Below are 23,383 nucleotides of genomic sequence, written 5' to 3'. Positions count from 1 at the left end.
GAGTTATTGTATTGTGTTTACGCTAGATTAAAATGAATCAAAAATACAATTACAAACTATGGGAATGATTAAAGACAGAAAGAAGTTCAAAACTACAGTGAGACAGACTAATCCAACAAATCCAACTGGATATACTAAAGCGGAAACAAACAATTTTGATGTTAACGAAAAAACAATCAGAAAACAACAAAATAAAACACATAGCTAGTATAAATAACACCTTAATGTCGTGCCTATTCATTACTTTTGAATAGGCATTTTTTTATGAAACTACTTAACGATTACAGAATCATTTTACTTTTGTGCTTGACCATAGGTTTGGCGCCTTTTTTTCCTGAGCCTCATATATGGGGAAAAGTGAAATGGATAGCAGGTGGAGCAAACGGCATGGAACTACAAGATTGGTTTGATGTACTGTTCCACGGATTTCCTTGGATACTTTTAATACGCGTGATAGTGATAAAATCTTTTCGAAAACATGGCGCTTAATATTGTTTTATTCGAACCCGAAATCCCAAATAACACGGGAAACATAGGTCGCCTAGCATTGGCAACGGGTTCTAAATTACATTTGGTGAAGCCGTTTGGCTTTGAACTAAGTGATAGCAGATTAAAACGTGCAGGCCTAGATTATTGGCAGCATTTAGATGTATATAGCTATGAATCCATAGATGATTTTTTTGCTATGCACAAAAATCAAGAATTCGCTTTCTTTTCAAGTCATGGACATCAATCGCATTGGGATATCCCATTTAGTGACAACCTGTTTCTTGTCTTCGGAAAGGAATCGGTTGGTTTACCTAAATTATTACTAGAAGACTATAAGAGTCATCTATATAAAATCCCACTGTATAGTGAGCATATACGAAGTTTAAACCTTGCTAATGCGGTTAGTATTGTTATTTATGAAGGATTAAGACAGCTGCAATAAGTGCGTGTTATTCGTTATTTAATTCTGAATAACATCCTCTTTTATTTAATATCTTTGAGAATAACCAAAGGATAACTTTAATATCTGGTTATTATTTTTAACTGAATAAATTCAAATGAGAACATATATTTTAATTGTATTCATTCTTACTTGCTGTATGCCTATTAACGCACAAAGTAAAATCGAGTCAAGCTTATCCATGACAAGTGAATTACTCAATACCGACGTAAAGTATTCAGTATATCTACCAGACGGATTTACAACTTCTAAGCAGACATACCCTGTGCTTTACCTTCTTAATGGATTTACAGGTAACGAAACGGATTGGTTAAAAATTGGTTTGGTGAAAGATGTGGCAGATGAACTCATAAAAGGCCAAAAAATCATACCTATGGTAATTATTATGCCCGATGGAGATGACCGCCTCTACATGAATAAAGATGATGGCACCTACCCTTATGAAGATATGTTTATGCAAGAATTCATGTCTTTTATTGAAGGGAAATACCGCATTAAAAGTGAAAAGAAATATAGAGGACTTAGTGGATTATCGATGGGAGGATCTGGTAGTTTACGATGGGCTTTAAAATATCATAATCTATTTGGTGCCTGCGCGGCATTTAGTGCAGGAATTTCAACTGAAGAAGAAATTGTTAGAGAATCTCCAGATAGTTTTGATAGTTATTTTGGGCGTGTATCACCATCAATTGTTGGAAAAACAGGCACGGCTAGACTCACTGAAACGATGAAAGATTATGATGTCTTGCACCTTGTAAATACAAAAGATGTTGACCTCTTAAAATCAGTACATCTCTATTTTGATTGCGGAGATGACGATTTTCTAACCGTTGGTAATTCACAATTACATATTGACCTCACAAAAAAAGGTATTTCACATGAATTCCGAATGCGTGATGGAGGGCATACCTGGAACTTCTGGCGTGATTCACTTCCTGACGGCTTACAATTCATTAGCAATACCATGCGCGATTAATTTAATCTAAACAACAATGCAATCAAAACGAGTACAGTTTATCAAATTAGCTTCAGAATATTTTCAAATCGCCATTGGTATCGTCTCAGCTAGTATCGGTTTGAAAGCCTTCCTTTTACCTAACGGATTTATGGATGGCGGTGTAACTGGTATTGCTTTATTAGTCAATAGATTTGTAGATCTTAATATATCATATCTCCTCGTAGCGTTCAGTATTCCATTTCTCGTATTAGGGTATTTTACGGTTTCTAAACGTATTATTTTAAAATCTATAGTGAGTATCATTGGACTGGCCTTATTTATTCACTTTGAAAACTTTGACACCATAACCGATGACAAGTTTTTAATTTCCATTTTTGGAGGACTTTTTTTAGGTGCAGGAATTGGAATTGCCATAAGAAATGGCTCTGTATTGGATGGGTCGGAAATTTTAGGTGTCTTTATTAACGACCGCTTTGGCATTAGTATTGGTAAGGTTATTCTGGTGTTTAACGTGATTTTATTCGCCGTTGTAGCAATTACAATCTCAACTGAAATCGCTATGTACTCTATTCTTACCTATATTGTAACGGCCAAAGTTACCGATTTAATCATAGAGGGCTTTGAAGATTTTATTGGTGTAACTATCGTTTCAAAAGAATATGATGCCATCAAAATTGCAATTATTAAAGAGTTGGGAGCTGGTATGACCGTCTATAAAGGTGGGCGTGGCTTCGGAAGTACCGGAGAAATTGAAAATTTTGACATCATACATACCATCATTAATCGTATTGATATCAAGAAGATTTATCGCATCATTTCAAAAATTGATGATGAGGCCTTTATTGTAGAATTTGATGTAAACAGCGTTAAAGGTGGTGTATTACGTCGTTATCTAAGTAAGAAAAAAGATAAAAAACTAGACCATATAATGGCAGAACAGGCCACCACATAATAACTAATGAAAATTATCGAACGGCTTATTGAACAATTTCAACACCATACTAATCCCGACATTGCTCAACAACAAAAAGCATACATGCGTAATCAGTTTGAATTTTTCGGTCTTAAATCTACGCTAAGAAAAGAAATTCAAAAGCCCTTTTTAAGCGCTAAAGCATTGCCCCCTAAGTCTGAACTAGAGGCTATTGTATACCAATTATGGCAACAACCCCAGCGTGAATGTCAATATGCTGCTCAGGAATTCGCTAACAAATATGTCAAGCATATAGCTGTAAAAGACATTGAACTCTATGAACATATGGTTACCCACAAATCATGGTGGGATACTGTAGATTTTATTGCTAATAATCTTATGGGGCACTACTTCAAATTGCATCCAGAATTACGACAAGTATACATCGATAAATGGCTTATATCAGATAACATCTGGTTGCAGCGTTGTGCTATTTTATTTCAATTAAAATATAAAGATGACTTAGATACTGTGTTGTTAGCATATATCATCAATTCGCTTTTGGGCTCAAAAGAGTTCTTTATCAATAAAGCTATTGGATGGATTTTGCGCGAATACAGTAGAACAAATCCATCTTGGGTTATCGAATTCGTTGCAAAAACAAATTTAAGTCCTCTAAGTCATAAAGAAGCTTTGCGTTTAATACCAAAATAAATGAGTTAGGCAGTTTCAATACTGGACGCAACACACGATTTATAAATTTCTAACTAATTATATATCCTTGAACTGTCAATCATGAAAAAGTTCCTAATATTACTGTGCATCCTTCCACTTTTATCATTCAACCCCTCAATTTCTGAAATCTCCATCTTTGGAACGTGGAAAGGCGAGGATAAAGGCGATATAGGTTTTGTGACTTTTGAAAAAGACGGCTATGCATTTTTTGAGGCTGATGGCGAAAAAATGGGAGGAAGAGAATTTATGTTAGAAGGCGAAAAAGCCAAGATGATGTATCGTTTAAATACGGAGACAAATCCTATAGAGCTTGATTTTGAAATCACTTTTATTGAAACTGAAGACACAAGGACACTTTTAGGTATTCTAAATTTTATAACTGAAGATAAGATGACGTTTGCTATTGGTTTTGGCGGGAGTGAAAGACCCACAGAATTTAATGATGAAAATTCTATAATTTTTGAAAGAGAGCACTAATATTTAACCTCTTTTTTTTAGCATTTCCAAATACATCTGCTCGACTTTGGTTCTTGCCCATGGTGTGCGCCTTAAAAACTTCAAACTCGATTTCACAGATGGATCATGTGTAAAACACCTAATATTTATTTGGTAACCCATATACTCCCAACCATAATGCGCTTGTAAATCAGTGACGATTTGCTCTAACTTAACACCATGAAGTGGATTATTTTTTTGGAGTCCCATTAGAGGTGTTCAACTAGTTTTTTGATTTTAACAGCTTTTTCAAAATGATCAAATTGCTGTGTTTTTATCCACCACGTCGCGGCTTCCATTAACAACTCAGGCGTGTCATTTCTATTTTTAAAAAAGGCATAAAACGAAACAGCAACACCATTGCCTTTTTGAGTAATTTTTTGATTACAAACGTCTACTATTTTATGCTTTAAACTCGCAGTCATTTTAGCGTCGCCTGTCGTTACGGCGTCTTGAATTACTGCTCTTATCGTTATTCCCGCCAGATCTATTACCTCCAGAATTATTAGAATTTCTAGATCTAGATCTAGAATTACGTGGTTGCCTATTTTGCCCTGGTCTAATTGGTTCGGTAGATGCATTTGGATCGGGTTCAAAACCTTCCACAATCTCCACTTCTATTTTTTGTCCAATTAATTTTTCAATATCACGTAAAAAGGTTGTCTCATCTGCACTCACAAGAGACACAGCTTGACCATCGGCTCCTGCTCGACCTGTCCTGCCAATTCGATGTACATAGTCCTCAGAGATATTTGGCAACTCAAAATTTACAACATGTGGTAACAAAGGAATATCTAATCCTCTTGCAGCAATATCAGTAGCAACCAGAACACGCACACTTCCACTTTTAAATCCGGCCAGGGCTTTTGTACGAGCACCTTGACTTTTATTTCCATGAATTGCAGCTGCACTTATCCCTGCAGAAACCATCTTTTTACAGAGCTTGTTCGCTCCATGTTTTGTTCTATTAAAAACCAACACTTGTTTCCAATTACCATCGGAAATGAGCTTAATAATTAAATCGGTCTTTTTTCCTTTAGCAACACGATACACCTTTTGAGATATAGCATCTACCGTTGAATTTTCGGGTGTCGCTTCAACTTGTACTGGATTATTCAGTATCGTATTAGCAAGCTTCCTAATATCTTTTGAAAACGTTGCCGAAAACATCAAGTTTTGACGTTTATCAGGCATTAAATTCATAATGCGTTCTATATCCCTTAGAAAACCCATATCTAGCATACGGTCAGCCTCATCGAGTATAAATACCTCAACACGTTTTATAGATAGTAAATTTTGATTTTGTAAATCTAATAAGCGCCCGGGTGTAGCTACCAATACATCAACACCGCGTCTCAATGTAGCCACTTGAGGTTTTTGATTTACACCTCCAAAAATTACTGCACTTTTAATGTTTAGAAACTCACTGTAATCCTTAACACTTTCATACACCTGAGCCGCAAGCTCACGAGTTGGTGTCAAAATCAAGGCGCGAATTGGTCTAAACTTTTCCTTAGGATTTTCAGATAAATATTGTAATAATGGCAAGGTAAAACCTGCTGTTTTCCCAGTTCCCGTTTGAGCCGAAGCCAAAACATCGCGTCCCTCTAAAACTGGAGGAATGGCTTTTAATTGTATAGGACTTGGAGTAGTATATCCTTTTTTGCTAATCGCTTTTAACAAGGCATCAGATAAGCCTAAAGATTGAAATGACATATATAATAATTATGAGATAAACTCTATTATTTTAGATCATCTCTTTAATTCGTGCAAATGTAAGGTTAATTTATTCGTTAGTATAGATTTAATTATTTTTAAAGCCTATTTTCTTCCAAAACGGATTTGTTTTAAGGTTTTTAAACCCGTGAATACTGCTACTTACTATTAAAATAGCTGCCGTTACAAATGCAGTATTGGCAACTATTAATTCAATATTTTGATTTGCGACACCAATTGCGATTAAGGCCCATGCTCCTACAAGAGCGAACTCCCGCATATTACGTTTCCATGTGATAATCAAATTTAGTGTGGTAGCAATAACAATCATAATAATAGTCCAGACCACAGAGGATATCCCAAAACCGTCCCATCCAATTTTTACCAAATAAGCTGAAACATTAGCAATACTTGCTACAGTAACCCATCCACTGTAAATCACAAATGGCCACCACAGAAAAACAATTACTGACATTGGTGCATCCCATAATTCCATGCGGTTATTCCAAACGATTTTAAGTAACGAAAACAACAATAGGAATATAAACACGCATGACAAACCTGTAAATCCATAAATCCAACTAACTACCCAAAAACTATTAGCGAAACAAGAAATAATAAACCACCATCCAACTTTCAATACAAAACTATCATCTCTTACTTTAACAAACAGACTTCTCCCTTGGTAAATCGCAAATCCCAAAAGTAACAGGTAGATAAGACCCCATATGGAAAACGCATAACCAGCTGGTGTGAATAAGGTACGTAAACCACCAGATATTTCCCCAATAGTCGTATTATTCATTTGACCAGTATTAGAGAGGTAATTCATAAAAATAGTAGCTATAAATACTACTCCGTTAAGTACTTGTAACAGATTCTTCATATTATAGTTTAGTTATTCGATTTCAAAATCGAAATAGGTTTTAGGGAATGGTTCCCATCGCAGCGTAAAGTGCCACCATTCTTTAGGATAATTTCTAAAATTATATTTCAACATGACGTCTTGTAATAATTGTCGGTTGGCTTTTTGTTTATTTGTTAAACCCTGGTAATCTACCCAAGATTCTTTTCCGAAGAAATCATACGGGCTTCCCATATCTAGAGGTTCATTTGTGTTGCCATTTATAATGGTGAGATCTAACGTACTTCCCCGACTATGACCTGAACGGGTCGCAATGTATTCTTCGCGAAACAAATGACGTTTCTCAACATCTGGATAGAACTCATGTTTTCTTATCGTATCATTTAAGTCTTTAGCCCAGCGCATAAAATGATTAACTGCGCGTTGCGGTCGATAACCATCGTAAACAAGCAAGCACAGGTTTTGTTCCTGCAGCTCTGCTTGTACTTTTTTAAGAGCTTCAGCCGACTGCTTAGTTAAAATAAGAGTATTCGCATGATAGCCATCAATAGTGTCACCAACAAAATTATGTGTTGAATAATAACTTAGTTTAACTTCAATATCTGGAATGATATCCTTAACTAATACAAAACCTTCGGGTAATACCTCTTTATCTTGATTTGAAAAAGCAAAAGCGACAAGTATGCACAGCAGTACAAATATTTTGTGAATCTTCATGATATAGCTAATTTAGAGAAAAATTAAGGGATGGATTTATTTTCTAAAGAAAAAACGCATTTAAAACTACCTGATGCAGAGCTTATCTATATCAAAAACTTTTATGATACAGAAACTGCTGACACGTATTTTGCACAATTAAAATCTAAAACAAATTGGCAACAAGACGATATTACAATTTTTGGAAAAACATATAAACAACCAAGACTCACTGCCCTTTATGCAGAAAATAACAAACCATACGCTTACTCTAATATTAAAATGTTTCCACATCCATTTACTCCAGAATTATTAAGCATAAAATCAGATATTGAAAAAGAAATCGATCATGAGTTTACAACCGTTCTATTAAATTTATACCGTGATGGCAATGATAGTAACGGGTGGCATGCAGATAATGAAAAAGAATTAGGTCAAAACCCTGTTATAGCCTCTGTCAGTTTTGGGGCGACTAGACCGTTTCACTTTAAACATCGAGAATTAAAAGCAGAACGTTATAAATTAGAGCTGCATCACGGTAGTCTTTTAATTATGACTGGGAAAATGCAACACTTTTGGCTTCATCAAATTGCAAAAACTAAAAAACGGATAGGCGAACGGATAAACTTAACGTTTCGATCGATTAGATAAACCTATAAAACGGAAAAACCAAGGTCCCTCAACCTTGGTTCTCCTAATTTGCTTTTTATATATGTGGTAGATTTAGGGTCTCTAATTCTGCACATATGCAAATATTAATTAATTAATCCATTGAACTAAAAACTAAATTTTAGTACACTTCAAATATAGAACTCTATTTCAATTTACAAGTTTAAATACCTAATTAATCGATGAAATACATATAATTTTAACAATTTAGGATGAAATATTGCATTTCATCGATAAAATGCACAGTTAAATTATTAGAAATTTCCGAAAGAATAACATAAAATAGATGAAATAGCGTTCTCTATTTTAATTAACTTTGACCTTATATATAAATATTGCTCTATAAAAATCATCATGAAAACTATACTGACTTTTTTTTTTCTGTTTTTATTGACAAATGTAGCGAGTCAAAATTTAAACTATACCGCTACTGAAATCACAATCAATAAACATATTGGTGGTACTTTATTGTCACCCGTTACGAATGAGCAGCCAAAACTCGCCATAATAATAGCAGATTCTGGACCAACCGACCGCAATGGCAATCAGAATTTGGCGAAGAATGGTGTGTTAAAAAAATTAGCTGAGTCACTTTCAAAAGAAGGTATCGCAACTTTTAGATATGATAAACGTATCGTCAAACAAATTCGAAACAATAAAGTAGATCCAAATATTACTTTCGACGACTTTATAGCCGATGCCATTAATGTGATTGAATACTTTAAGACTATTGGCTCCTATCGAGACATTTATATTATTGGTCATGGTCAAGGAAGCCTAGTCGGCATGTTAGCAGCTAAAGGTAGAGCCGATGGATTCATTTCACTAGCTGGTGCAGGTCAATCCATTGATGAGGTGATTACAAGTCAAATTGCAAATATGGACCCGTCACTCGTGGAAGGTACAAAAACGGCATTTGAAAGTTTAAAAAAAGGGAAACTCACTAATAATTATCCGCCAGCTTTGGCATCTGTTTTTAGAGCCGACGTACAGCCATTTATTATGACCTGGATGCAATATAATCCGCAAGACATTATCAAATCATTAGAAATACCAGTACTCATTATTAATGGGACTAAAGATCTACAAGTTCCAGTTGAAGACGCTGAACTTTTAACCAAAGCTTCAAATAGAGCCGAGTTACAACTGATAGAAAAGATGAACCACGTTCTTTTTATTATTGAAGGTGATGAACTCGAAAACTCTAAATCTTATAATGAGTCCTATCGAAAAATTAGTGGAGATTTGGTAGCTGCCGTTATCCAATTCATTGAGAAATAATACACCATTTCATCCTAATTAAATTAAAAACGCATCTCAAGTCTGAGATGCGTTTTTACTAACTAACCAACCAAATGATAAATGTTACTCCGTTATGCGAGGTAATCACTCCTCTACTAACATCTTCATAAACATTTACATTAACCAAATTGCAAATCACGTGCCAAACTCAATTTGGAGGATAATAAATTTTGATGTATATTTGATATCAAAATAATATCATATTGAATTATTTAACTAAAACCTAATCTAATGAAAGAAGAAAAAATAATAGTTCCTGCAAATGGATACCTCATGCTTCTTGTATTTCTGATACTATTCTTTGGTAGCATAGCCACGGCTATCATTAAACAGAATCCAGAATTTCTGTTATTCCTACCAATTGCCATATTAATAGCTCCAGGTTTCATTATGGTCCAACCAAATGGATCTCGAGTTCTATTACTTTTTGGTAAATATATAGGCACAGTAAAAAAGAACGGCTACTATTGGGTCAATCCATTCTATACAAAAAAGAAAATTTCATTAAGAGCACGCAATTTTGATAGTGAACGTCTAAAAGTTAATGATAAACTTGGAAATCCTGTGATGATTAGTACGATATTAGTATGGCGCGTTCAAAACACCTACAAGGCAGCTTTCGATGTCGATATTTATGAAAATTTTGTACGTGTCCAAACTGATGCGGCTGTGCGTAAACTAGCAAGTATGTATCCTTATGACAATTTCGCCGATGAGGGTCATGATGAAGATATTACTTTACGATCTAGTGTTAATGAAGTGAGTAATGCCTTGGAAAAAGAAATTGACGAACGTCTTTCCATTGCTGGGATAGAAGTATTAGAAGCTCGAATTGGTTACCTCGCTTATGCTCAAGAGATTGCCAATGCAATGCTTAAGCGTCAACAAGCTACGGCTATTGTAGCAGCGCGTCATAAAATTGTTGAGGGTGCTGTGAGCATGGTGGAAATGGCTTTAGAGGAACTGGGCAAAAAGAATATTGTTGAACTTGATGACGACCGCAAAGCGGCTATGGTAAGTAATTTAATGGTCATTCTCTGCGGAGATAAAGATGCGTCTCCAGTATTAAACACTGGCACTTTAAATCATTAATATGAACAAAAACCAAATCATGAGCATAGCGCTTGGCAGTGCATTAGGAACAAGTATAGGCACTACTTTTGGCGCAGTCACCGGACAAGTTGCAGTGGGAGTGGTCTATGGTTCGATAATTGGATTACTAATAGGAGTTGTTTTAGCGCTCACCTTTTTTAAAAACAAAGAGGATAAATAACATAATACAGATGAAAGAATATAAAGTGGTATCACCAAAGCTCGGATTTAGAAATAGATTTAGACAGTTTGAAGATGTGCTCAACCAGCATGCGAGAGAGGGCTGGGTAGTCATTGATATTTCTCAAGGTTGGACAAGTATTGTTTTTGAACGGGATAAAAACAGATAATCGTGAAAACAAATAGACCTAAAATAGAGGTTCCTGTAGATGGTATAGATATAATTGTAGATAGTATTTCTGCAACTTTATTGTTATTGATGATTATTTATACCATCTTATCATATGATGACCTACCAGAAATCATCCCTTCTCATTTTAATGCAAAAGGTGAAATAGATGGACACAGTGAAAAACAGATGTTATGGCTATTACCAGTTTTAGGCATTGTGACATTTATAGGTTTATTCATTTTAAACAAGTACCCGCAAATACATAATTATATGGTCAATATTACTCAAGACAATGCACTTAAAAATTATCGTTTGAGCACACGTATCGTGCGCTTCACAAACCTCTTTATGATGCTCACCTTTGCGCTTATTGTTTTTGCAATGATTGAATCTGCCAAAGGACATACGTTTACTTTCGGACACTGGTTTCTTTATACAGTTATTGGTTTGAGCATTATTACTCCTATTATAATTTTATTTTATTATCGAAAAATCAATACGTGATGATTCAAAAACTTTTTTTAGTGTCTATTTTATTTATAGTTAGTTTCATCTTAAAACTATTCACAGCCTAATGTCTAAGAAAAAAGCTTTCGCATTGCGAATTAATGAAGAAATGCTCAAGGCCATTGAGAAATGGGCTGCTGATGAGTTTAGAAGTACCAACGGACAAATTGAATGGATGCTCATGCAATATCTTAAAGAAAAGAGCCGACAGCCTAAACCCAAAAAAACAAATGAAAGCGACTCCTAGTAGAGTCGCTTTTTTTATGCGCTTTAATTTTGGTATTTTGCAGATGCAAATTTTATCATCACTATGGACAACACACCTTTTTTTACTGACGACACTATTGTTTTTGGACTCCTAATGCTTTCATTAGGTTTTGTTTTTTTAACAGAATCCATAAAAACAGGCTTTTGGCCAAAATTTTATAAAATTGTTCCAGGCTTATTTATGGCATATATGATCCCAGCTGTATTAACAACAGTTGGATTAATCTCTCCTGAATGGACTTCGGTATCAGAAGGTGGTGAAATCACTGAACATAGTTCAAACCTTTATTATGTCTCTAGTCGTTATTTATTACCCGCGGCTTTAGTGCTCATGACCTTAAGTATTGATCTTAAAGGGGTTTTTAATTTAGGTTGGAAAGCCTTGATTATGTTCTTTACCGGAACCATTGGTATCGTAATTGGCGGACCAATTGCTATATTATTAATAGCATCCTTTTCTCCTGAAACTGTTGGTGGTGTGGGACCAGACGCTGTTTGGAGAGGGTTATCTACTTTAGCTGGAAGCTGGATTGGCGGTGGTGCTAATCAAACTGCTATGCTCGAAATCTATGGTTATAATCAGGCCAAATATGGCGGAATGGTATTTGTCGATATCGTTGTTGCAAATATATGGATGGCCATTATTCTCATTGGTATTGGAAAACGAAATAAAATTAATAAGTGGCTAAAAGCAGATACGTCTTCCATTGAAGATCTCAAAGAAAAAATGTCGACGTTTTCAGAGAAAGTCAAACGCAATCCATCACTAGCAGATATGATGATTATTGCTGCTATTGCATTCGGAACAGTAAGTCTTGCTCACTTTTCATCTAACTTTCTTGCGCCTTTCTTCGATACTGTCGTTGCCGGAATAGAATCACAAACCACGAGAAACATTTTTACCTTTTTAGGTTCGAAGTTCTTTTGGATGATTAGTATTGCTACGCTTATTGCGATACTCTTATCCTTTACTAAAGCTAAAAATTATGAAGGTGCTGGTGCCAGTAAATTTGGGAGTGTGTTCATTTACATCTTGGTGGCTAGTATTGGTATGAAAATGGATTTAACACTCATATTTGAAAATTTCGGACTCATTGCAATTGGTGTTGTTTGGATGACAATTCACGCCTTATTACTCATAGGTGTGGCAAAACTTATTAAAGCACCATATTTCTTTTTGGCGGTCGGTAGTCAGGCTAATGTAGGAGGTGCAGCTTCTGCTCCCATTGTTGCCTCTGCGTTTCATCCATCTTTAGCAACTGTTGGTGTCCTGTTAGCCGTCTTTGGATACGCAATAGGAACTATTGCCGCGATAGGTTGTACAATTTTATTAGAATTGGCTGCTGTAAGCTAGTATTTCAACAATTTTTATAAGATATTTGCGCTTGTAAATTTGATGATTATGAAGCCATTTTTAGTTGTAGTATTAGCCCTTTTAATGATCTCCTGTGAAAAAGATCAGTCACAACATGATTTCACATTAAAAGGATATGTCAAAGGTCTTAAAAAAGGCACGGTATATCTACAACGACAACAAGATACCATTATGGTAACGCTGGATTCTCTAGAAATTCAAGGCAATCCTAATTTTGAATTACATAGTGCATTAGATGAGGCTGAAGTTTTATTCCTGACACTTGACAAAAATGATAATGACGAAGGCACCGTTGTCTTTTTTGCTGATAAAGGCACTACAGAAATCAATTCTACTCTTAAGAATTTCAATTACGACGCTAAGATTAAAGGCTCCAAGCAACAAGAGGTATTAGAAGAATACCTCTTAATGATGTCAAAGTTTAGTGATAAAAACTTAGAATTAATTCAACAAAGTTTAGAAGCAAGTAAAGCTAACGATACAACGGTATCGTTCGAAGACAATTATAACAAGCTTATGAAACGCAAATATTTATACACCATAAATTTTGCGGTAAATCATCCTGATAGTGAAGTATCGCCTTATTTGGCTATTAGTGAAATACCCAATACAAGCACCAAGTTTTTAGAGGAAATCTATAACGCCTTAACCGAAGAGATTAAAACCTCGAGGTACGGTCTTAAATTAAAAGAACTCATTGCTGAACGAAAAGTATAGTCTTGAAATACTGCTAGAATGTAAAAAATCCCAAACTGATTGTTTGGGATTTTTTATATGAGCCGATGGAGGGACTCGAACCCACGACCTGCTGATTACAAATCAGCTGCTCTAGCCAGCTGAGCTACATCGGCTTTTTAAGCGTTGCAATTGTAATAGGGCTCACCATATTTACAAATACACTTGTAAAGAATTAGCTCAATTTATTTAATTTATCGATTAAAGCTCTTCCCTTTTCTTCAAGTTCGTTATTAATCATTTTAAAATGGGCTTTTTTATTCTCAACACTTTTGTCGTTAACCTTTGCAATTAACTCGTCAAATGTTTCTATTGCCTCATCAATAATAGCTTCACTTTTTTTTGGGTCTTTGTCAGTGTTATTATATTCCCAAACATAAACTGCCTCTATAATATCTCCTAAAACAAAATTGATGTCTTTTTTTAGGTCTCTAATATTTGCCATAATTATAAAATTTATTTGCTACAAAATTAAACATAAACTTCTAATAGTTTTGCATTACTTGACGTTATTTTATAGGTCTTTATTGCAGCAGGTATTAATACTGTTTCTCCTTGTTTTATAAATTCTGAGGCGTGCTCAGTTTCAATTATCGCTTGCCCTTCAACACACAAATAAATAAAGAACGAATCTTTGGTGTTTAACTTCAAAATAGAATCAGTCACATACAGCATACTTGTGGTAAAGTAAGGGCATATCACCATTTCATTTGTGATATTTTTAGTGTTTTGATAACTCACTCTAAAATTATCAGGCATATTAAAATTAATTGCTTCTAGCGCTAAATCATTATGTAAATCTCGCTCATTTCCTTCGCTGTCAACTCTATCCCAATCATAAACCCTATACGTAATATCGCTAGTTTGTTGTATTTCAGCTAGTAGCACTCCTGCTCCAATAGCATGAACACGGCCTACTTCTATAAAATAAGTGTCACCTGTTTTAACCTTATCAAAATTTAATATTTCGGTTAACTTTTTTTCTTCAAGATGCTTGAGATACTTTTCGGGTGTCATCTCCTGATTAAAACCAACAATTAAATGAGCGTCTTTATCTGCTTGCATCACATACCACATTTCCGTTTTTCCAAAGGAATTATGTCGTTTTGCCGCTAATTCGTCATTCGGATGTAATTGTATGGACAAGTCTTCTTTTGCGTCAATAAACTTTATCAATAAAGGAAATTTAGCACCAAAAATATCATGATTTTTTTTTCCTAATATATCCGCTTTATAACTCTGTAGCAGTACTTTAAGTGATTGTCCTTTCAACGGACCGTTGGCAACTATGGAGGTATCGCCTTCTACATCACTAATTTCCCAGCTTTCTCCTATATTACTCGAATTAGACGCTTTATTTAAAATAGATTTTAGCTTCTCACCTCCCCAAATTTTTTCTTTTAAAATGGGTTGAAATTTTAAAGGGTACAATTCGGTTTTCATTCTCCAGAATAGCTTACAAAGTTGCGCGGAGTTTCATATAAAGTCACTTCCAAATCAAAATCTGGATTTAATTTGTTTTTTATTTTATTATAGATGACCACGACAATATTTTCAGCCGTTGGATTCATGTCTTTAAACTCTGGGACTTCTACATTTAGATTTTTGTGATCGAAGGCATCTTCAACTTCAGCCTTGATGATATCCTTTAAGATTTTAACATCAATCACATAACCTGTTTCCTTATCAATTTCACCAGTAACGCTGGCAATTAATTCATAATTATGTCCATGAAAATTTGGATTATTACATTTTCCGAAGATTTCATCATTCTTCTCAAAGCTCCAATCCTTACGATACAATCTATGTGCTGCGTTAAAGTGTGCTCTTCTACTCACTGTTACTCTCATTTCTTTAGGATATTTATGTGTTCATAAAACTTATCAAAAATGATCTTAAACCATTCTGTATAATGTTCTGGATGCAATTCAATATCGACCTTAACGGCTTCTAATGGCATCCATTTCCAGGCTTCGACTTCTTCTGGATTAATTGTAGGCTCATCATTATAATGACCAATCATGACATGATCAAACTCATGTTCGGTTAACCCATTATCAAAAGGTGCCTTGTAAATAAATGAAATCGTCTCTTTCAAGTCCACTACAAATCCCATCTCTTCCTGAAGACGGCGTTTTCCAGCTTCAATATTAGTTTCACCAACGCGTTGATGACTGCAACACGTATTTGTCCATAACAAAGGAGAATGGTATTTATGTTTGGCGCGTTGCTGCAGCATTAATTCATTATTATCGTTAAAAATAAATACTGAAAATGCGCGATGTAAAACGGCCTTCTCATGAGCCTCTAGTTTTGGCATTGTACCAATTTGTTCATCACTCTCGTTTACAAGAATTACGTGTTCTTCTGTCATAGCTTACAAAAATAACAACTTAATTTCACAATTGTATCAGAAATAAAAAAGCTGCCCTTAAAAAGACAGCTTTTAACTTTTATTTAATAGATTTCTAAAGTTTTAGTCGATAAGTTCGAGTATTCAACATCTGAATTATAATCACAGTTTTTAATTCCCATTATTTCAATAACAATTATATTTGCATCTACGAAAACAGACTATGAGTTTTAAAACAGAAATCAACAGGAGACGGACCTTCGGAATTATTTCACATCCCGATGCAGGAAAGACCACTCTAACAGAAAAATTACTTTTATTTGGAGGCGCCATACAAGAGGCTGGCGCTGTAAAAAGCAATAAAATTAAGAAAGGTGCTACGAGTGATTTCATGGAAATTGAGCGCCAAAGAGGTATATCAGTAGCTACTTCTGTTTTGGCATTTGAATATAATGGGATTAAGATTAACATTCTTGATACGCCAGGTCACAAAGATTTTGCGGAAGATACGTTTAGAACACTTACAGCTGTGGATAGTGTGATTGTAGTAATTGATGTTGCTAAAGGTGTGGAAGAACAGACTGAAAAACTTGTAGAAGTTTGTAGAATGCGAAATATCCCAATGATTGTGTTCATTAACAAAATGGATAGAGAAGGTAAAGATGCATTTGATTTACTTGATGAAATTGAACAAAAGCTCGGATTAAAAGTAGTTCCACTCAGTTTCCCTATAGGAATGGGCTATGATTTTAAAGGTATCTACAACATTTGGGAGAAAAACGTTAATTTGTTTAGTGGTGACAGTCGTAAAGACATTGAAGAAACTATTGAAATCAATGACTTATCATCTTCAGAATTGGATCAACTTATAGGTGATAAAGCCTCACAAACACTAAGAGAGGAAATTGAATTGGTAGATGGAATTTATCCGAAATTTGACAAAGACGACTATTTAAACGGACAATTACAACCTGTCTTTTTTGGTTCTGCTTTAAATAATTTCGGAGTTCGAGAACTCCTTGATTGTTTTGTGGAGATTGCACCTAAACCTAGACCAAAACACAGTGAGGAACGTTTGGTTCAACCTGATGAAGACAAGTTTACTGGATTCGTGTTTAAAATTCATGCCAATATGGACCCAAATCACCGGAATCGTTTGGCGTTTATTAAAATAGTTTCTGGAGAATTCAAACGTAATACACCATATCTCCATGTAAGACATAATAAAAAGTTGAAATTTTCTAGCCCGAATGCGTTCTTTGCAGAAAAGAAAGAGATTGTAGACATTTCATATCCTGGTGACATTGTAGGGCTTCAAGACACTGGTAACTTTAAAATTGGTGATACCTTAACCGAAGGTGAAGTATTGAATTATAAAGGCGTTCCAAGTTTCTCACCTGAGCACTTTAGATATATTAATAATGCCGATCCTTTAAAATCTAAACAACTAAACAAAGGTATTGATCAATTAATGGATGAAGGTGTTGCACAGTTATTTACGTTAGAACTTAATGGCAGAAAAGTCATAGGAACAGTTGGTGCATTGCAGTATGAAGTTATCCAATATCGCTTAGAACATGAATACGGCGCAAAATGTACTTATGAAAACCTAAATGTACACAAAGCTTGTTGGATTGAAACCGATAATGTTAAAAGTGAAGAATTCAAAGAATTTTTAAGAGTAAAACAACGTTACCTGGCTAAAGATAAGCGTGGACAACTAGTGTTTCTGGCTGATTCAGCATTTTCTCTACAGATGACACAGCAAAAATATCCTAATATTATCTTTCATTTTACGTCAGAATTCGCCTAAGCTAATAAATACCGTTTATCTAATATTTGCGAATTATTTGGTATTTTGTCGATGTTTTTATACTTTTCATCGGTATATAAATTACTATAACGATTTAGTTATATACATTTAAATTAGATTAAACCCCAAAATTGATCTACTATGAAGACTAATCCCAATGTTTTCAGTAATAATGATATTACTGTAACCTACAATCCGTGCCAGTGCATTTATGCCGAGCGTTGTGCAAAAGAGCTCTCTAATGTTTTTCGTCAATCTGTTATTCCTTGGATAGATCTAGAAGGTGCTTCATCTGAGCAAATCATTAAGCAAGTTAAAAAATGTCCTTCTGGAGCTTTACAATTTCATGTCAATCAAGAAGTCGCATAAATGATTTTCATTCTGTTGAAACTGCTATACAATTTCTTAAGAAATAGATATATGCGCAGCCGAGAGCTTGCTAAAGTAGCTTATTGAACTTCATAGGTATTGGATATAAAACTACATCTAAGTCCTACATGATTACACCTATTACTCATAAAACGCCTTTGATTTGATTCAAAGGCGTTTTATATATTTATAACTTAATCTGTTGACTTAAGAGATCATGGAATTGGTGGTTGCTCAAGAAAACATTTCGAGCGCAACCTTACATTCTCAAACAAATTCCAGATGTATTGATTATTTTAAGCCTGACCAGTTGGTCCAAAATTAAATGGAATCGGTGGTTGCTCAAAAAAATATTTCGAGCGCAACCTTACATTCTCAAACAAATTCCAGATGTATTGATTATTTTAAGCCTGACCAGTTGGTCCAAAATTTAATGGAATCGGTGGTTGCTCGTAATCTTTGATTTCTCCATGAGATTTTTCGAAGCGCTTAACATTATCCCCTAAAGCTTTTAACAAACGTTTGGCGTGCTGTGGTGTCAAGATTATTCTCGACTTTACTTTACTTTTTGGGGTTCCAGGCATAATACTTACAAAATCAATTACAAATTCTGAAACTGAATGATTGATAATGGCTAGATTTGAATAGGTGCCTTCTGCAATTTTCTCATCTAACTCGATGTTAATTCCTGGTTTTTTATTTTTATTTTCTTCTGCCATTGTAAACTTTTTTTAGACTTCCATCACTGTGAAAGACTGATGATTTTTAACTATTTTATTAAAAAAGCCCTCATACAAATACATGCGTGAAGGCTTTTATTTTTATAAATTCCTGCATTACTCATTGATTTGCCATTCAAAATTAATGAATTCGTGAATCTTCGATTTCGCAGGAATGACAACTCTAGTTGTAGTTCATTTCTTCTTTTACTTTCATCATCTCATTAAATTCTTCCTTAGAACCTACAATGATGTTATCAAATTTTCTAACACCTGTTCCAGCTGGAATTCTATGACCAACGATTACATTCTCTTTCAATCCTTCAAGGAAATCGACCTTAGCATTCACCGCTGCTTCATTAAGAACTTTCGTTGTTTCTTGGAACGATGCCGCAGAAATAAACGATTTGGTTTGTAATGATGCTCTTGTAATACCTTGTAAGATAGGCGTTGCAGTTGCTGGCTGAGCTTCTCGAGCCGTCACCAATGCTTTATCCTCTCTACGTAGTATAGAATTCTCGTCTCTCAACTCTCTTGATGTTAAGACTTGACCTGGTTTTAGGTTTTCAGAATCTCCAGCGTCTTCAACCACTTTCAATCCGAAAATTTTATCATTTTCTTCAATGAAATCTGATTTATGAACTAATTGATCTTCTAAGAAAATCGTATCACCAGAATCAATGATTCTAACTTTACGCATCATCTGTCTTACCACAACCTCAAAATGTTTATCATTAATCTTCACACCTTGTAAACGATATACTTCTTGTACTTCATTTACTAAGTATTGCTGCACTGCTGCAGGGCCTTTAATATTTAAAATATCATTAGGTGTTATTGAACCATCAGATAAAGGCATACCTGCTTTTACATAATCATTTTCTTGTACAAGAATTTGATTAGATAATTTCACTAGGTATTTCTTAACCTCACCAAGTTTAGACTCAATGATAATTTCACGGTTACCTCTTTTGATTTTTCCGAAAGAGACAACACCATCAATTGCACTTACAACAGCTGGATTAGAAGGGTTACGTGCTTCAAATAACTCAGTTACACGAGGTAAACCACCCGTAATATCGCCCGCTTTTGCAGATTTACGCGGAATCTTCACTAAGATTTTACCAACCTTAATTTTCTCTCCGTCGTCAATCATAAGGTGAGCTCCCACAGGTAAATTATATGAACGTATGGTTTCTCCTTTAGAATCTTCAATATGAAGTGTAGGAATTAATTTCTTGTTTCTAGATTCGGAAATTACTTTTTCCTGGAATCCTGTTTGCTCATCAATTTCTACTTGATATGTGACACCTTGTTCGATGTTTTCATACTTCACTTTACCAGCGAATTCTGAAATAATTACACCGTTATATGGATCCCATGCACAAATAACATCTCCGGTTTTCACTTTGTCACCTGGTTTTACGTAGATGAATGAACCGTAAGGAATATTATTTGTACTTAATGTGATACCCGTTTTAGCATCGACTAATTTTAATTCTGATGTACGAGAAATAACAACATCAACTGCTTTTCCTTCATTATCAGAACTCTTTACAGTTTTTAGATCTTCAATTTCAGCAACACCGTCAAACTTCACTGTTAATTTATTTTCTTCGGAAATGTTACCTGCAATACCACCTACGTGGAATGTACGAAGCGTCAACTGTGTACCAGGTTCTCCAATTGATTGAGCAGCAACTACACCAACTGCTTCACCTCGCTGTACCATCTTACCTGTCGCTAAGTTACGACCGTAACATTTAGAACAAATACCTTTCTTGGCTTCACAAGTTAATGCCGAACGTACTTCAACAGAATCTAATGGAGACGCTTGAATGCGTTTTGCAACGTCATCATGAATATGTCCACCTGCTTCAACTAATAACTCTTCAGTAATTGGATCAAACACATCATTTAATGATGTACGACCAACAATTCGAGCCTCAAGAGTTTCGATTATTTCTTCATTTTTCTTTAATGGTTTAACTTCAATACCTCTTAATGTTCCACAATCTTCAGTGTAGATAATTACATCTTGAGATACATCTACTAAACGACGTGTTAAGTAACCTGCATCGGCAGTTTTAAGTGCTGTATCGGCAAGACCTTTACGCGCACCGTGAGTAGAAATAAAGTATTCTAAAATTGAGAGCCCTTCCTTAAAGTTAGACAGAATTGGATTTTCAATAATCTCTCCACCACCTGCATTCGATTTCTTCGGTTTCGCCATTAATCCACGCATACCTGTTAACTGACGAATCTGTTCTTTAGATCCACGAGCTCCAGAATCAAGCATCATAAATACCGAGTTAAACCCTTGTTGGTCTTCGCGAATACGCTTCATAGACAACTCAGTTAATTCCGCATTTGTAGACGTCCAGATATCAATAACTTGGTTATAACGTTCGTTATTGGTAATCAATCCCATGTTATAGTTACCCATAATACCATCAACTAATCCATTAGCTTTGTCAATCATACCTTGTTTTTCAGCAGGAATAATAATATCCCCTAAACTAAATGATAAACCACCTTGGAATGCGAATTTATATCCTTGAGTTTTAATCTCATCTAAGAACGCTGCTGTTTCCGGCACACTCGTCTTTTTAAGAATACCATGAATAATATCTCTTAAAGACTTCTTAGTTAATACCTCGTTTATGTATCCTGCTGCAGCTGGTACTTTTTCGTTAAATAGTACACGACCTACCGTAGTTTCGATAATTTGTGTTGTTAGCTCACCCTCTTCATTAAAATCTTGAGTTCTTACTTTAATACCTGCGTTAAGCTCAACCTTTTTCTCATTGTAAGCAATTGTTACTTCTTCTGGAGAATAGAATGTTAAGCCTTCACCAACAACTTTAACTTCATCAGTTGATTTTCTAAGTTTGGTCATATAGTATAGACCAAGCACCATATCCTGAGAAGGCACTGTTACTGGCGAACCATTTGCTGGGTTTAAGATATTATGAGATGCTAACATTAATAATTGGCACTCTAAAATAGCTTCAGGCCCAAGTGGCAGGTGAACCGCCATCTGGTCACCATCAAAATCGGCATTAAAAGCAGTACACACTAATGGGTGTAACTGAATCGCTTTCCCTTCAATTAATTTTGGCTGGAAAGCCTGAATACCAAGACGGTGTAAAGTAGGTGCACGGTTCAGTAATACTGGATGTCCTTTAAGGACATTCTCCAAGATATCCCAAACAACTGGCTCTTTTCTATCTATAATTTTCTTTGCAGATTTTACAGTTTTTACAATACCTCTTTCAATCAGTTTTCTAATGATAAAAGGTTTGTATAATTCTGCTGCCATGTTTTTCGGCAATCCACATTCAAATAATTTTAATTCTGGTCCAACAACAATTACCGAACGCGCCGAATAATCAACACGTTTACCAAGTAAGTTTTGACGAAAACGTCCTTGCTTACCTTTTAATGAATCGGATAACGATTTTAATGGTCTGTTAGAATCTGTTTTTACAGCTGAAGCTTTACGAGTGTTATCAAATAATGAATCTACAGATTCCTGTAACATACGCTTCTCATTTCGAAGAATTACTTCTGGAGCTTTGATTTCAACTAAGCGCTTTAAACGGTTGTTACGGATAATAACACGACGATAAAGGTCATTTAAATCTGATGTTGCAAAACGTCCACCATCTAAAGGTACTAATGGTCTTAATTCTGGCGGAATGATTGGAACAGCCTTCATGATCATCCATTCTGGTCTATTCTCTCTATTCGCGTTTGAATCTCTAAATGCTTCAACGACTTGTAAACGTTTTAACGCTTCTGTTTTACGTTGTTTAGAGGTTTCTGTATTTGCTTTGTGACGTAATTCAAATGACAGCTCGTTTAAGTCGATTCTTGATAATAACTCGATTAAACATTCAGCACCCATTTTAGCAATAAACTTATTTGGATCTGTATCATCTAAATGTCTGTTTTCCTGAGGAAGGGCCTCCATAATATTAAGGTATTCCTCTTCAGTTAAGAAATCCATTTTTTGCAATGGTTCTCCTTCAGCATTTTTAGCCTCACCTGGTTGGATTACTACATATCTTTCGTAGTAGATAATCATATCTAAACGTTTCGACGGTAACCCTAGTAAGTAACCAATTTTATTTGGTAACGAACGGAAGTACCAGATATGTGCTACGGGCACAACAAGGTTGATGTGTCCTACACGATCACGACGTACTTTCTTTTCTGTTACTTCAACACCACAGCGATCACAAACGATACCTTTGTAGCGTATTCTTTTATATTTACCACAAGCACATTCAAAATCCTTAACAGGACCAAAAATACGCTCACAGAATAAACCATCACGTTCAGGTTTATGTGTTCGATAATTAATAGTTTCTGGTTTTAAAACTTCACCACGAGAAGCTGCTAAAACAGATTCTGGAGATGCTAGACCAATTGAGATTTTACTAAATCTCTGTATTGTATTCTTATCTTGTCTTCTTGCCATAATAACTTTATAGTCTT

29 protein-coding genes and 1 tRNA gene are annotated in these 23,383 nt (G+C 35.1%); 18 read left to right on the top strand and 12 right to left on the bottom strand.

Annotated features, from left to right (window positions below):
• Positions 1-64 precede the first annotated feature (64 nt).
• The 7 genes from BLT57_RS14115 to BLT57_RS05870 all read left to right on the top strand — a co-directional run bounded on the left by BLT57_RS14115 (position 65) and on the right by BLT57_RS05870 (position 4,032).
• Complete coding sequence (locus BLT57_RS14115; RefSeq protein ID WP_172827415.1) at positions 65-208, top strand: hypothetical protein; 144 nt, start codon at positions 65-67, stop codon at positions 206-208.
• A 56-nt stretch (positions 209-264) separates the two neighbouring features.
• Positions 265-489, top strand: coding sequence for a hypothetical protein (locus BLT57_RS05895; protein ID WP_091423519.1), 225 nt, complete (start codon positions 265-267; stop codon positions 487-489).
• Positions 479-931: a tRNA (cytidine(34)-2'-O)-methyltransferase gene (locus BLT57_RS05890; protein WP_091423517.1), complete on the top strand. Its 453-nt coding sequence runs from the start codon at positions 479-481 to the stop codon at positions 929-931. The genes BLT57_RS05895 and BLT57_RS05890 overlap by 11 nt, the downstream gene beginning before the upstream one ends.
• A 115-nt stretch (positions 932-1,046) precedes the next feature.
• Positions 1,047-1,925 (top strand): esterase family protein, encoded by an 879-nt coding sequence (locus BLT57_RS05885; RefSeq protein WP_197675476.1) that lies wholly within the window; start codon positions 1,047-1,049, stop codon positions 1,923-1,925.
• A 16-nt stretch (positions 1,926-1,941) separates the two neighbouring features.
• Positions 1,942-2,859 (top strand): YitT family protein, encoded by a 918-nt coding sequence (locus tag BLT57_RS05880; protein WP_091423514.1) that lies wholly within the window; start codon positions 1,942-1,944, stop codon positions 2,857-2,859.
• Positions 2,860-2,865: 6 nt separating this feature from the next.
• Entirely contained in the window at positions 2,866-3,534 is a 669-nt protein-coding gene (locus BLT57_RS05875; protein ID WP_091423511.1) for a DNA alkylation repair protein, read from the top strand.
• A gap of 81 nt (positions 3,535-3,615) precedes the next feature.
• Positions 3,616-4,032 carry a hypothetical protein gene (locus tag BLT57_RS05870; RefSeq protein ID WP_091423509.1) on the top strand — a complete coding sequence of 139 codons (417 nt, stop codon included), beginning with the start codon at positions 3,616-3,618 and terminating at the stop codon, positions 4,030-4,032.
• 3 nt (positions 4,033-4,035) lie between these two features.
• On the opposite strand, the gene BLT57_RS05865 is transcribed toward BLT57_RS05870, so the two are convergent.
• The 5 genes from BLT57_RS05865 to BLT57_RS05845 form a co-directional block, all read right to left on the bottom strand.
• Entirely contained in the window at positions 4,036-4,260 is a 225-nt protein-coding gene (locus tag BLT57_RS05865; protein WP_091423507.1) for a VF530 family DNA-binding protein, read from the bottom strand.
• A complete protein-coding gene (locus BLT57_RS05860; protein ID WP_091423503.1) occupies positions 4,260-4,475 on the bottom strand; it encodes a DUF6500 family protein in 216 nt (71 codons plus the stop codon). The genes BLT57_RS05865 and BLT57_RS05860 overlap by 1 nt, the downstream gene beginning before the upstream one ends.
• Before the next feature lies 1 nt (position 4,476).
• Positions 4,477-5,766 (bottom strand): DEAD/DEAH box helicase, encoded by a 1,290-nt coding sequence (locus BLT57_RS05855; RefSeq protein ID WP_091423502.1) that lies wholly within the window; start codon positions 5,764-5,766, stop codon positions 4,477-4,479.
• Positions 5,767-5,854: 88 nt separating this feature from the next.
• Positions 5,855-6,652, bottom strand: a complete 798-nt coding sequence (locus BLT57_RS05850; RefSeq protein ID WP_091423499.1) for a hypothetical protein — start codon at positions 6,650-6,652, stop codon at positions 5,855-5,857.
• Between the two features lie 12 nt (positions 6,653-6,664).
• Positions 6,665-7,348 (bottom strand): M15 family metallopeptidase, encoded by a 684-nt coding sequence (locus tag BLT57_RS05845; protein WP_091423498.1) that lies wholly within the window; start codon positions 7,346-7,348, stop codon positions 6,665-6,667.
• A 30-nt stretch (positions 7,349-7,378) separates the two neighbouring features.
• Here BLT57_RS05845 and BLT57_RS05840 point away from each other — a divergent pair, with 30 nt between their 5' ends.
• The 9 genes from BLT57_RS05840 to BLT57_RS05805 all read left to right on the top strand — a co-directional run bounded on the left by BLT57_RS05840 (position 7,379) and on the right by BLT57_RS05805 (position 13,608).
• Positions 7,379-7,978, top strand: coding sequence for an alpha-ketoglutarate-dependent dioxygenase AlkB (locus BLT57_RS05840; RefSeq protein WP_091423495.1), 600 nt, complete (start codon positions 7,379-7,381; stop codon positions 7,976-7,978).
• A 372-nt stretch (positions 7,979-8,350) separates the two neighbouring features.
• Positions 8,351-9,277 carry an alpha/beta hydrolase gene (locus BLT57_RS05835; RefSeq protein WP_091423494.1) on the top strand — a complete coding sequence of 309 codons (927 nt, stop codon included), beginning with the start codon at positions 8,351-8,353 and terminating at the stop codon, positions 9,275-9,277.
• Between the two features lie 252 nt (positions 9,278-9,529).
• A complete protein-coding gene (locus BLT57_RS05830; RefSeq protein ID WP_091423492.1) occupies positions 9,530-10,390 on the top strand; it encodes an SPFH domain-containing protein in 861 nt (286 codons plus the stop codon).
• Between the two features lie 19 nt (positions 10,391-10,409).
• A complete protein-coding gene (locus tag BLT57_RS05825) occupies positions 10,410-10,571 on the top strand; it encodes a hypothetical protein (RefSeq protein ID WP_231928774.1) in 162 nt (53 codons plus the stop codon).
• A 10-nt stretch (positions 10,572-10,581) separates the two neighbouring features.
• Positions 10,582-10,740, top strand: a complete 159-nt coding sequence (locus BLT57_RS14035; protein WP_157717125.1) for a DUF4177 domain-containing protein — start codon at positions 10,582-10,584, stop codon at positions 10,738-10,740.
• A 2-nt stretch (positions 10,741-10,742) separates the two neighbouring features.
• The gene (locus BLT57_RS05820) at positions 10,743-11,246 is read left to right on the top strand and encodes a DUF1648 domain-containing protein (protein ID WP_091423487.1); all 504 of its coding nucleotides are present in this window, start codon (positions 10,743-10,745) and stop codon (positions 11,244-11,246) included.
• Between the two features lie 70 nt (positions 11,247-11,316).
• Positions 11,317-11,496: an Arc family DNA-binding protein gene (locus tag BLT57_RS05815; protein WP_091423485.1), complete on the top strand. Its 180-nt coding sequence runs from the start codon at positions 11,317-11,319 to the stop codon at positions 11,494-11,496.
• Positions 11,497-11,559: 63 nt separating this feature from the next.
• Positions 11,560-12,870 (top strand): DUF819 domain-containing protein, encoded by a 1,311-nt coding sequence (locus BLT57_RS05810; protein ID WP_091423483.1) that lies wholly within the window; start codon positions 11,560-11,562, stop codon positions 12,868-12,870.
• Positions 12,871-12,918: 48 nt separating this feature from the next.
• Positions 12,919-13,608: a DUF4369 domain-containing protein gene (locus BLT57_RS05805; protein WP_091423482.1), complete on the top strand. Its 690-nt coding sequence runs from the start codon at positions 12,919-12,921 to the stop codon at positions 13,606-13,608.
• 60 nt (positions 13,609-13,668) lie between these two features.
• Here BLT57_RS05805 and BLT57_RS05800 read toward each other — a convergent pair.
• The 5 genes from BLT57_RS05800 to idi form a co-directional block, all read right to left on the bottom strand.
• A tRNA-Thr gene (locus BLT57_RS05800) sits at positions 13,669-13,742 on the bottom strand.
• A gap of 59 nt (positions 13,743-13,801) precedes the next feature.
• Positions 13,802-14,071 (bottom strand): hypothetical protein, encoded by a 270-nt coding sequence (locus tag BLT57_RS05795; RefSeq protein ID WP_091423480.1) that lies wholly within the window; start codon positions 14,069-14,071, stop codon positions 13,802-13,804.
• Between the two features lie 26 nt (positions 14,072-14,097).
• The gene (locus BLT57_RS05790; RefSeq protein WP_091423478.1) at positions 14,098-15,069 is read right to left on the bottom strand and encodes a type I phosphomannose isomerase catalytic subunit; all 972 of its coding nucleotides are present in this window, start codon (positions 15,067-15,069) and stop codon (positions 14,098-14,100) included.
• Positions 15,066-15,476, bottom strand: a complete 411-nt coding sequence (locus BLT57_RS05785) for a 6-carboxytetrahydropterin synthase (protein WP_091423477.1) — start codon at positions 15,474-15,476, stop codon at positions 15,066-15,068. Before BLT57_RS05785 ends, BLT57_RS05790 begins: the two co-directional genes overlap by 4 nt.
• Entirely contained in the window at positions 15,473-16,000 is a 528-nt protein-coding gene (idi, locus tag BLT57_RS05780) for an isopentenyl-diphosphate Delta-isomerase (protein WP_091423475.1), read from the bottom strand. Before idi ends, BLT57_RS05785 begins: the two co-directional genes overlap by 4 nt.
• A gap of 202 nt (positions 16,001-16,202) precedes the next feature.
• Between idi and BLT57_RS05775 the strand changes: the two genes are divergently transcribed.
• Both BLT57_RS05775 and BLT57_RS05770 read left to right on the top strand, forming a co-directional pair.
• The gene (locus BLT57_RS05775; RefSeq protein ID WP_091423473.1) at positions 16,203-17,792 is read left to right on the top strand and encodes a peptide chain release factor 3; all 1,590 of its coding nucleotides are present in this window, start codon (positions 16,203-16,205) and stop codon (positions 17,790-17,792) included.
• A gap of 141 nt (positions 17,793-17,933) precedes the next feature.
• Positions 17,934-18,161, top strand: a complete 228-nt coding sequence (locus BLT57_RS05770) for a (4Fe-4S)-binding protein (RefSeq protein WP_091423471.1) — start codon at positions 17,934-17,936, stop codon at positions 18,159-18,161.
• 404 nt (positions 18,162-18,565) lie between these two features.
• Here the strand turns inward: BLT57_RS05770 and BLT57_RS05765 are convergent, their stop codons facing one another.
• A complete protein-coding gene (locus tag BLT57_RS05765; RefSeq protein WP_091423470.1) occupies positions 18,566-18,880 on the bottom strand; it encodes a DUF3467 domain-containing protein in 315 nt (104 codons plus the stop codon).
• Between the two features lie 184 nt (positions 18,881-19,064).
• Positions 19,065-23,366, bottom strand: coding sequence for a DNA-directed RNA polymerase subunit beta' (rpoC, locus tag BLT57_RS05760; protein ID WP_091423468.1), 4,302 nt, complete (start codon positions 23,364-23,366; stop codon positions 19,065-19,067).
• Positions 23,367-23,383 lie beyond the last annotated feature (17 nt).

The organism is Formosa sp. Hel1_31_208, assembly GCF_900104785.1.
Taxonomy (GTDB): Bacteria; Bacteroidota; Bacteroidia; order Flavobacteriales; family Flavobacteriaceae; genus Psychroserpens.
This window is presented reverse-complemented; position numbering and strand designations above follow the sequence as displayed.

Coding starts and splice junctions, on each gene's coding strand:
- BLT57_RS05770 (WP_091423471.1), top strand. CDS start 17,934: ATGAAGACTAATCCCAATGTTTTCAGTAATAATGATATTACTGTAACC.
- BLT57_RS05790 (WP_091423478.1), bottom strand. CDS start 15,069: ATGAAAACCGAATTGTACCCTTTAAAATTTCAACCCATTTTAAAAGAA.
- BLT57_RS05855 (WP_091423502.1), bottom strand. CDS start 5,766: ATGTCATTTCAATCTTTAGGCTTATCTGATGCCTTGTTAAAAGCGATT.
- BLT57_RS05825 (WP_231928774.1), top strand. CDS start 10,410: ATGAGCATAGCGCTTGGCAGTGCATTAGGAACAAGTATAGGCACTACT.
- idi (WP_091423475.1), bottom strand. CDS start 16,000: ATGACAGAAGAACACGTAATTCTTGTAAACGAGAGTGATGAACAAATT.
- BLT57_RS05775 (WP_091423473.1), top strand. CDS start 16,203: ATGAGTTTTAAAACAGAAATCAACAGGAGACGGACCTTCGGAATTATT.
- BLT57_RS05840 (WP_091423495.1), top strand. CDS start 7,379: ATGGATTTATTTTCTAAAGAAAAAACGCATTTAAAACTACCTGATGCA.
- BLT57_RS05890 (WP_091423517.1), top strand. CDS start 479: ATGGCGCTTAATATTGTTTTATTCGAACCCGAAATCCCAAATAACACG.
- BLT57_RS05850 (WP_091423499.1), bottom strand. CDS start 6,652: ATGAAGAATCTGTTACAAGTACTTAACGGAGTAGTATTTATAGCTACT.
- BLT57_RS05860 (WP_091423503.1), bottom strand. CDS start 4,475: ATGACTGCGAGTTTAAAGCATAAAATAGTAGACGTTTGTAATCAAAAA.
- BLT57_RS05810 (WP_091423483.1), top strand. CDS start 11,560: ATGGACAACACACCTTTTTTTACTGACGACACTATTGTTTTTGGACTC.
- BLT57_RS05835 (WP_091423494.1), top strand. CDS start 8,351: ATGAAAACTATACTGACTTTTTTTTTTCTGTTTTTATTGACAAATGTA.
- BLT57_RS05830 (WP_091423492.1), top strand. CDS start 9,530: ATGAAAGAAGAAAAAATAATAGTTCCTGCAAATGGATACCTCATGCTT.
- BLT57_RS05785 (WP_091423477.1), bottom strand. CDS start 15,476: ATGAGAGTAACAGTGAGTAGAAGAGCACACTTTAACGCAGCACATAGA.
- BLT57_RS05875 (WP_091423511.1), top strand. CDS start 2,866: ATGAAAATTATCGAACGGCTTATTGAACAATTTCAACACCATACTAAT.
- BLT57_RS14035 (WP_157717125.1), top strand. CDS start 10,582: ATGAAAGAATATAAAGTGGTATCACCAAAGCTCGGATTTAGAAATAGA.
- BLT57_RS05845 (WP_091423498.1), bottom strand. CDS start 7,348: ATGAAGATTCACAAAATATTTGTACTGCTGTGCATACTTGTCGCTTTT.
- BLT57_RS05765 (WP_091423470.1), bottom strand. CDS start 18,880: ATGGCAGAAGAAAATAAAAATAAAAAACCAGGAATTAACATCGAGTTA.
- rpoC (WP_091423468.1), bottom strand. CDS start 23,366: ATGGCAAGAAGACAAGATAAGAATACAATACAGAGATTTAGTAAAATC.
- BLT57_RS05815 (WP_091423485.1), top strand. CDS start 11,317: ATGTCTAAGAAAAAAGCTTTCGCATTGCGAATTAATGAAGAAATGCTC.
- BLT57_RS05865 (WP_091423507.1), bottom strand. CDS start 4,260: ATGGGACTCCAAAAAAATAATCCACTTCATGGTGTTAAGTTAGAGCAA.
- BLT57_RS14115 (WP_172827415.1), top strand. CDS start 65: ATGATTAAAGACAGAAAGAAGTTCAAAACTACAGTGAGACAGACTAAT.
- BLT57_RS05870 (WP_091423509.1), top strand. CDS start 3,616: ATGAAAAAGTTCCTAATATTACTGTGCATCCTTCCACTTTTATCATTC.
- BLT57_RS05895 (WP_091423519.1), top strand. CDS start 265: ATGAAACTACTTAACGATTACAGAATCATTTTACTTTTGTGCTTGACC.
- BLT57_RS05805 (WP_091423482.1), top strand. CDS start 12,919: ATGAAGCCATTTTTAGTTGTAGTATTAGCCCTTTTAATGATCTCCTGT.
- BLT57_RS05885 (WP_197675476.1), top strand. CDS start 1,047: ATGAGAACATATATTTTAATTGTATTCATTCTTACTTGCTGTATGCCT.
- BLT57_RS05795 (WP_091423480.1), bottom strand. CDS start 14,071: ATGGCAAATATTAGAGACCTAAAAAAAGACATCAATTTTGTTTTAGGA.
- BLT57_RS05880 (WP_091423514.1), top strand. CDS start 1,942: ATGCAATCAAAACGAGTACAGTTTATCAAATTAGCTTCAGAATATTTT.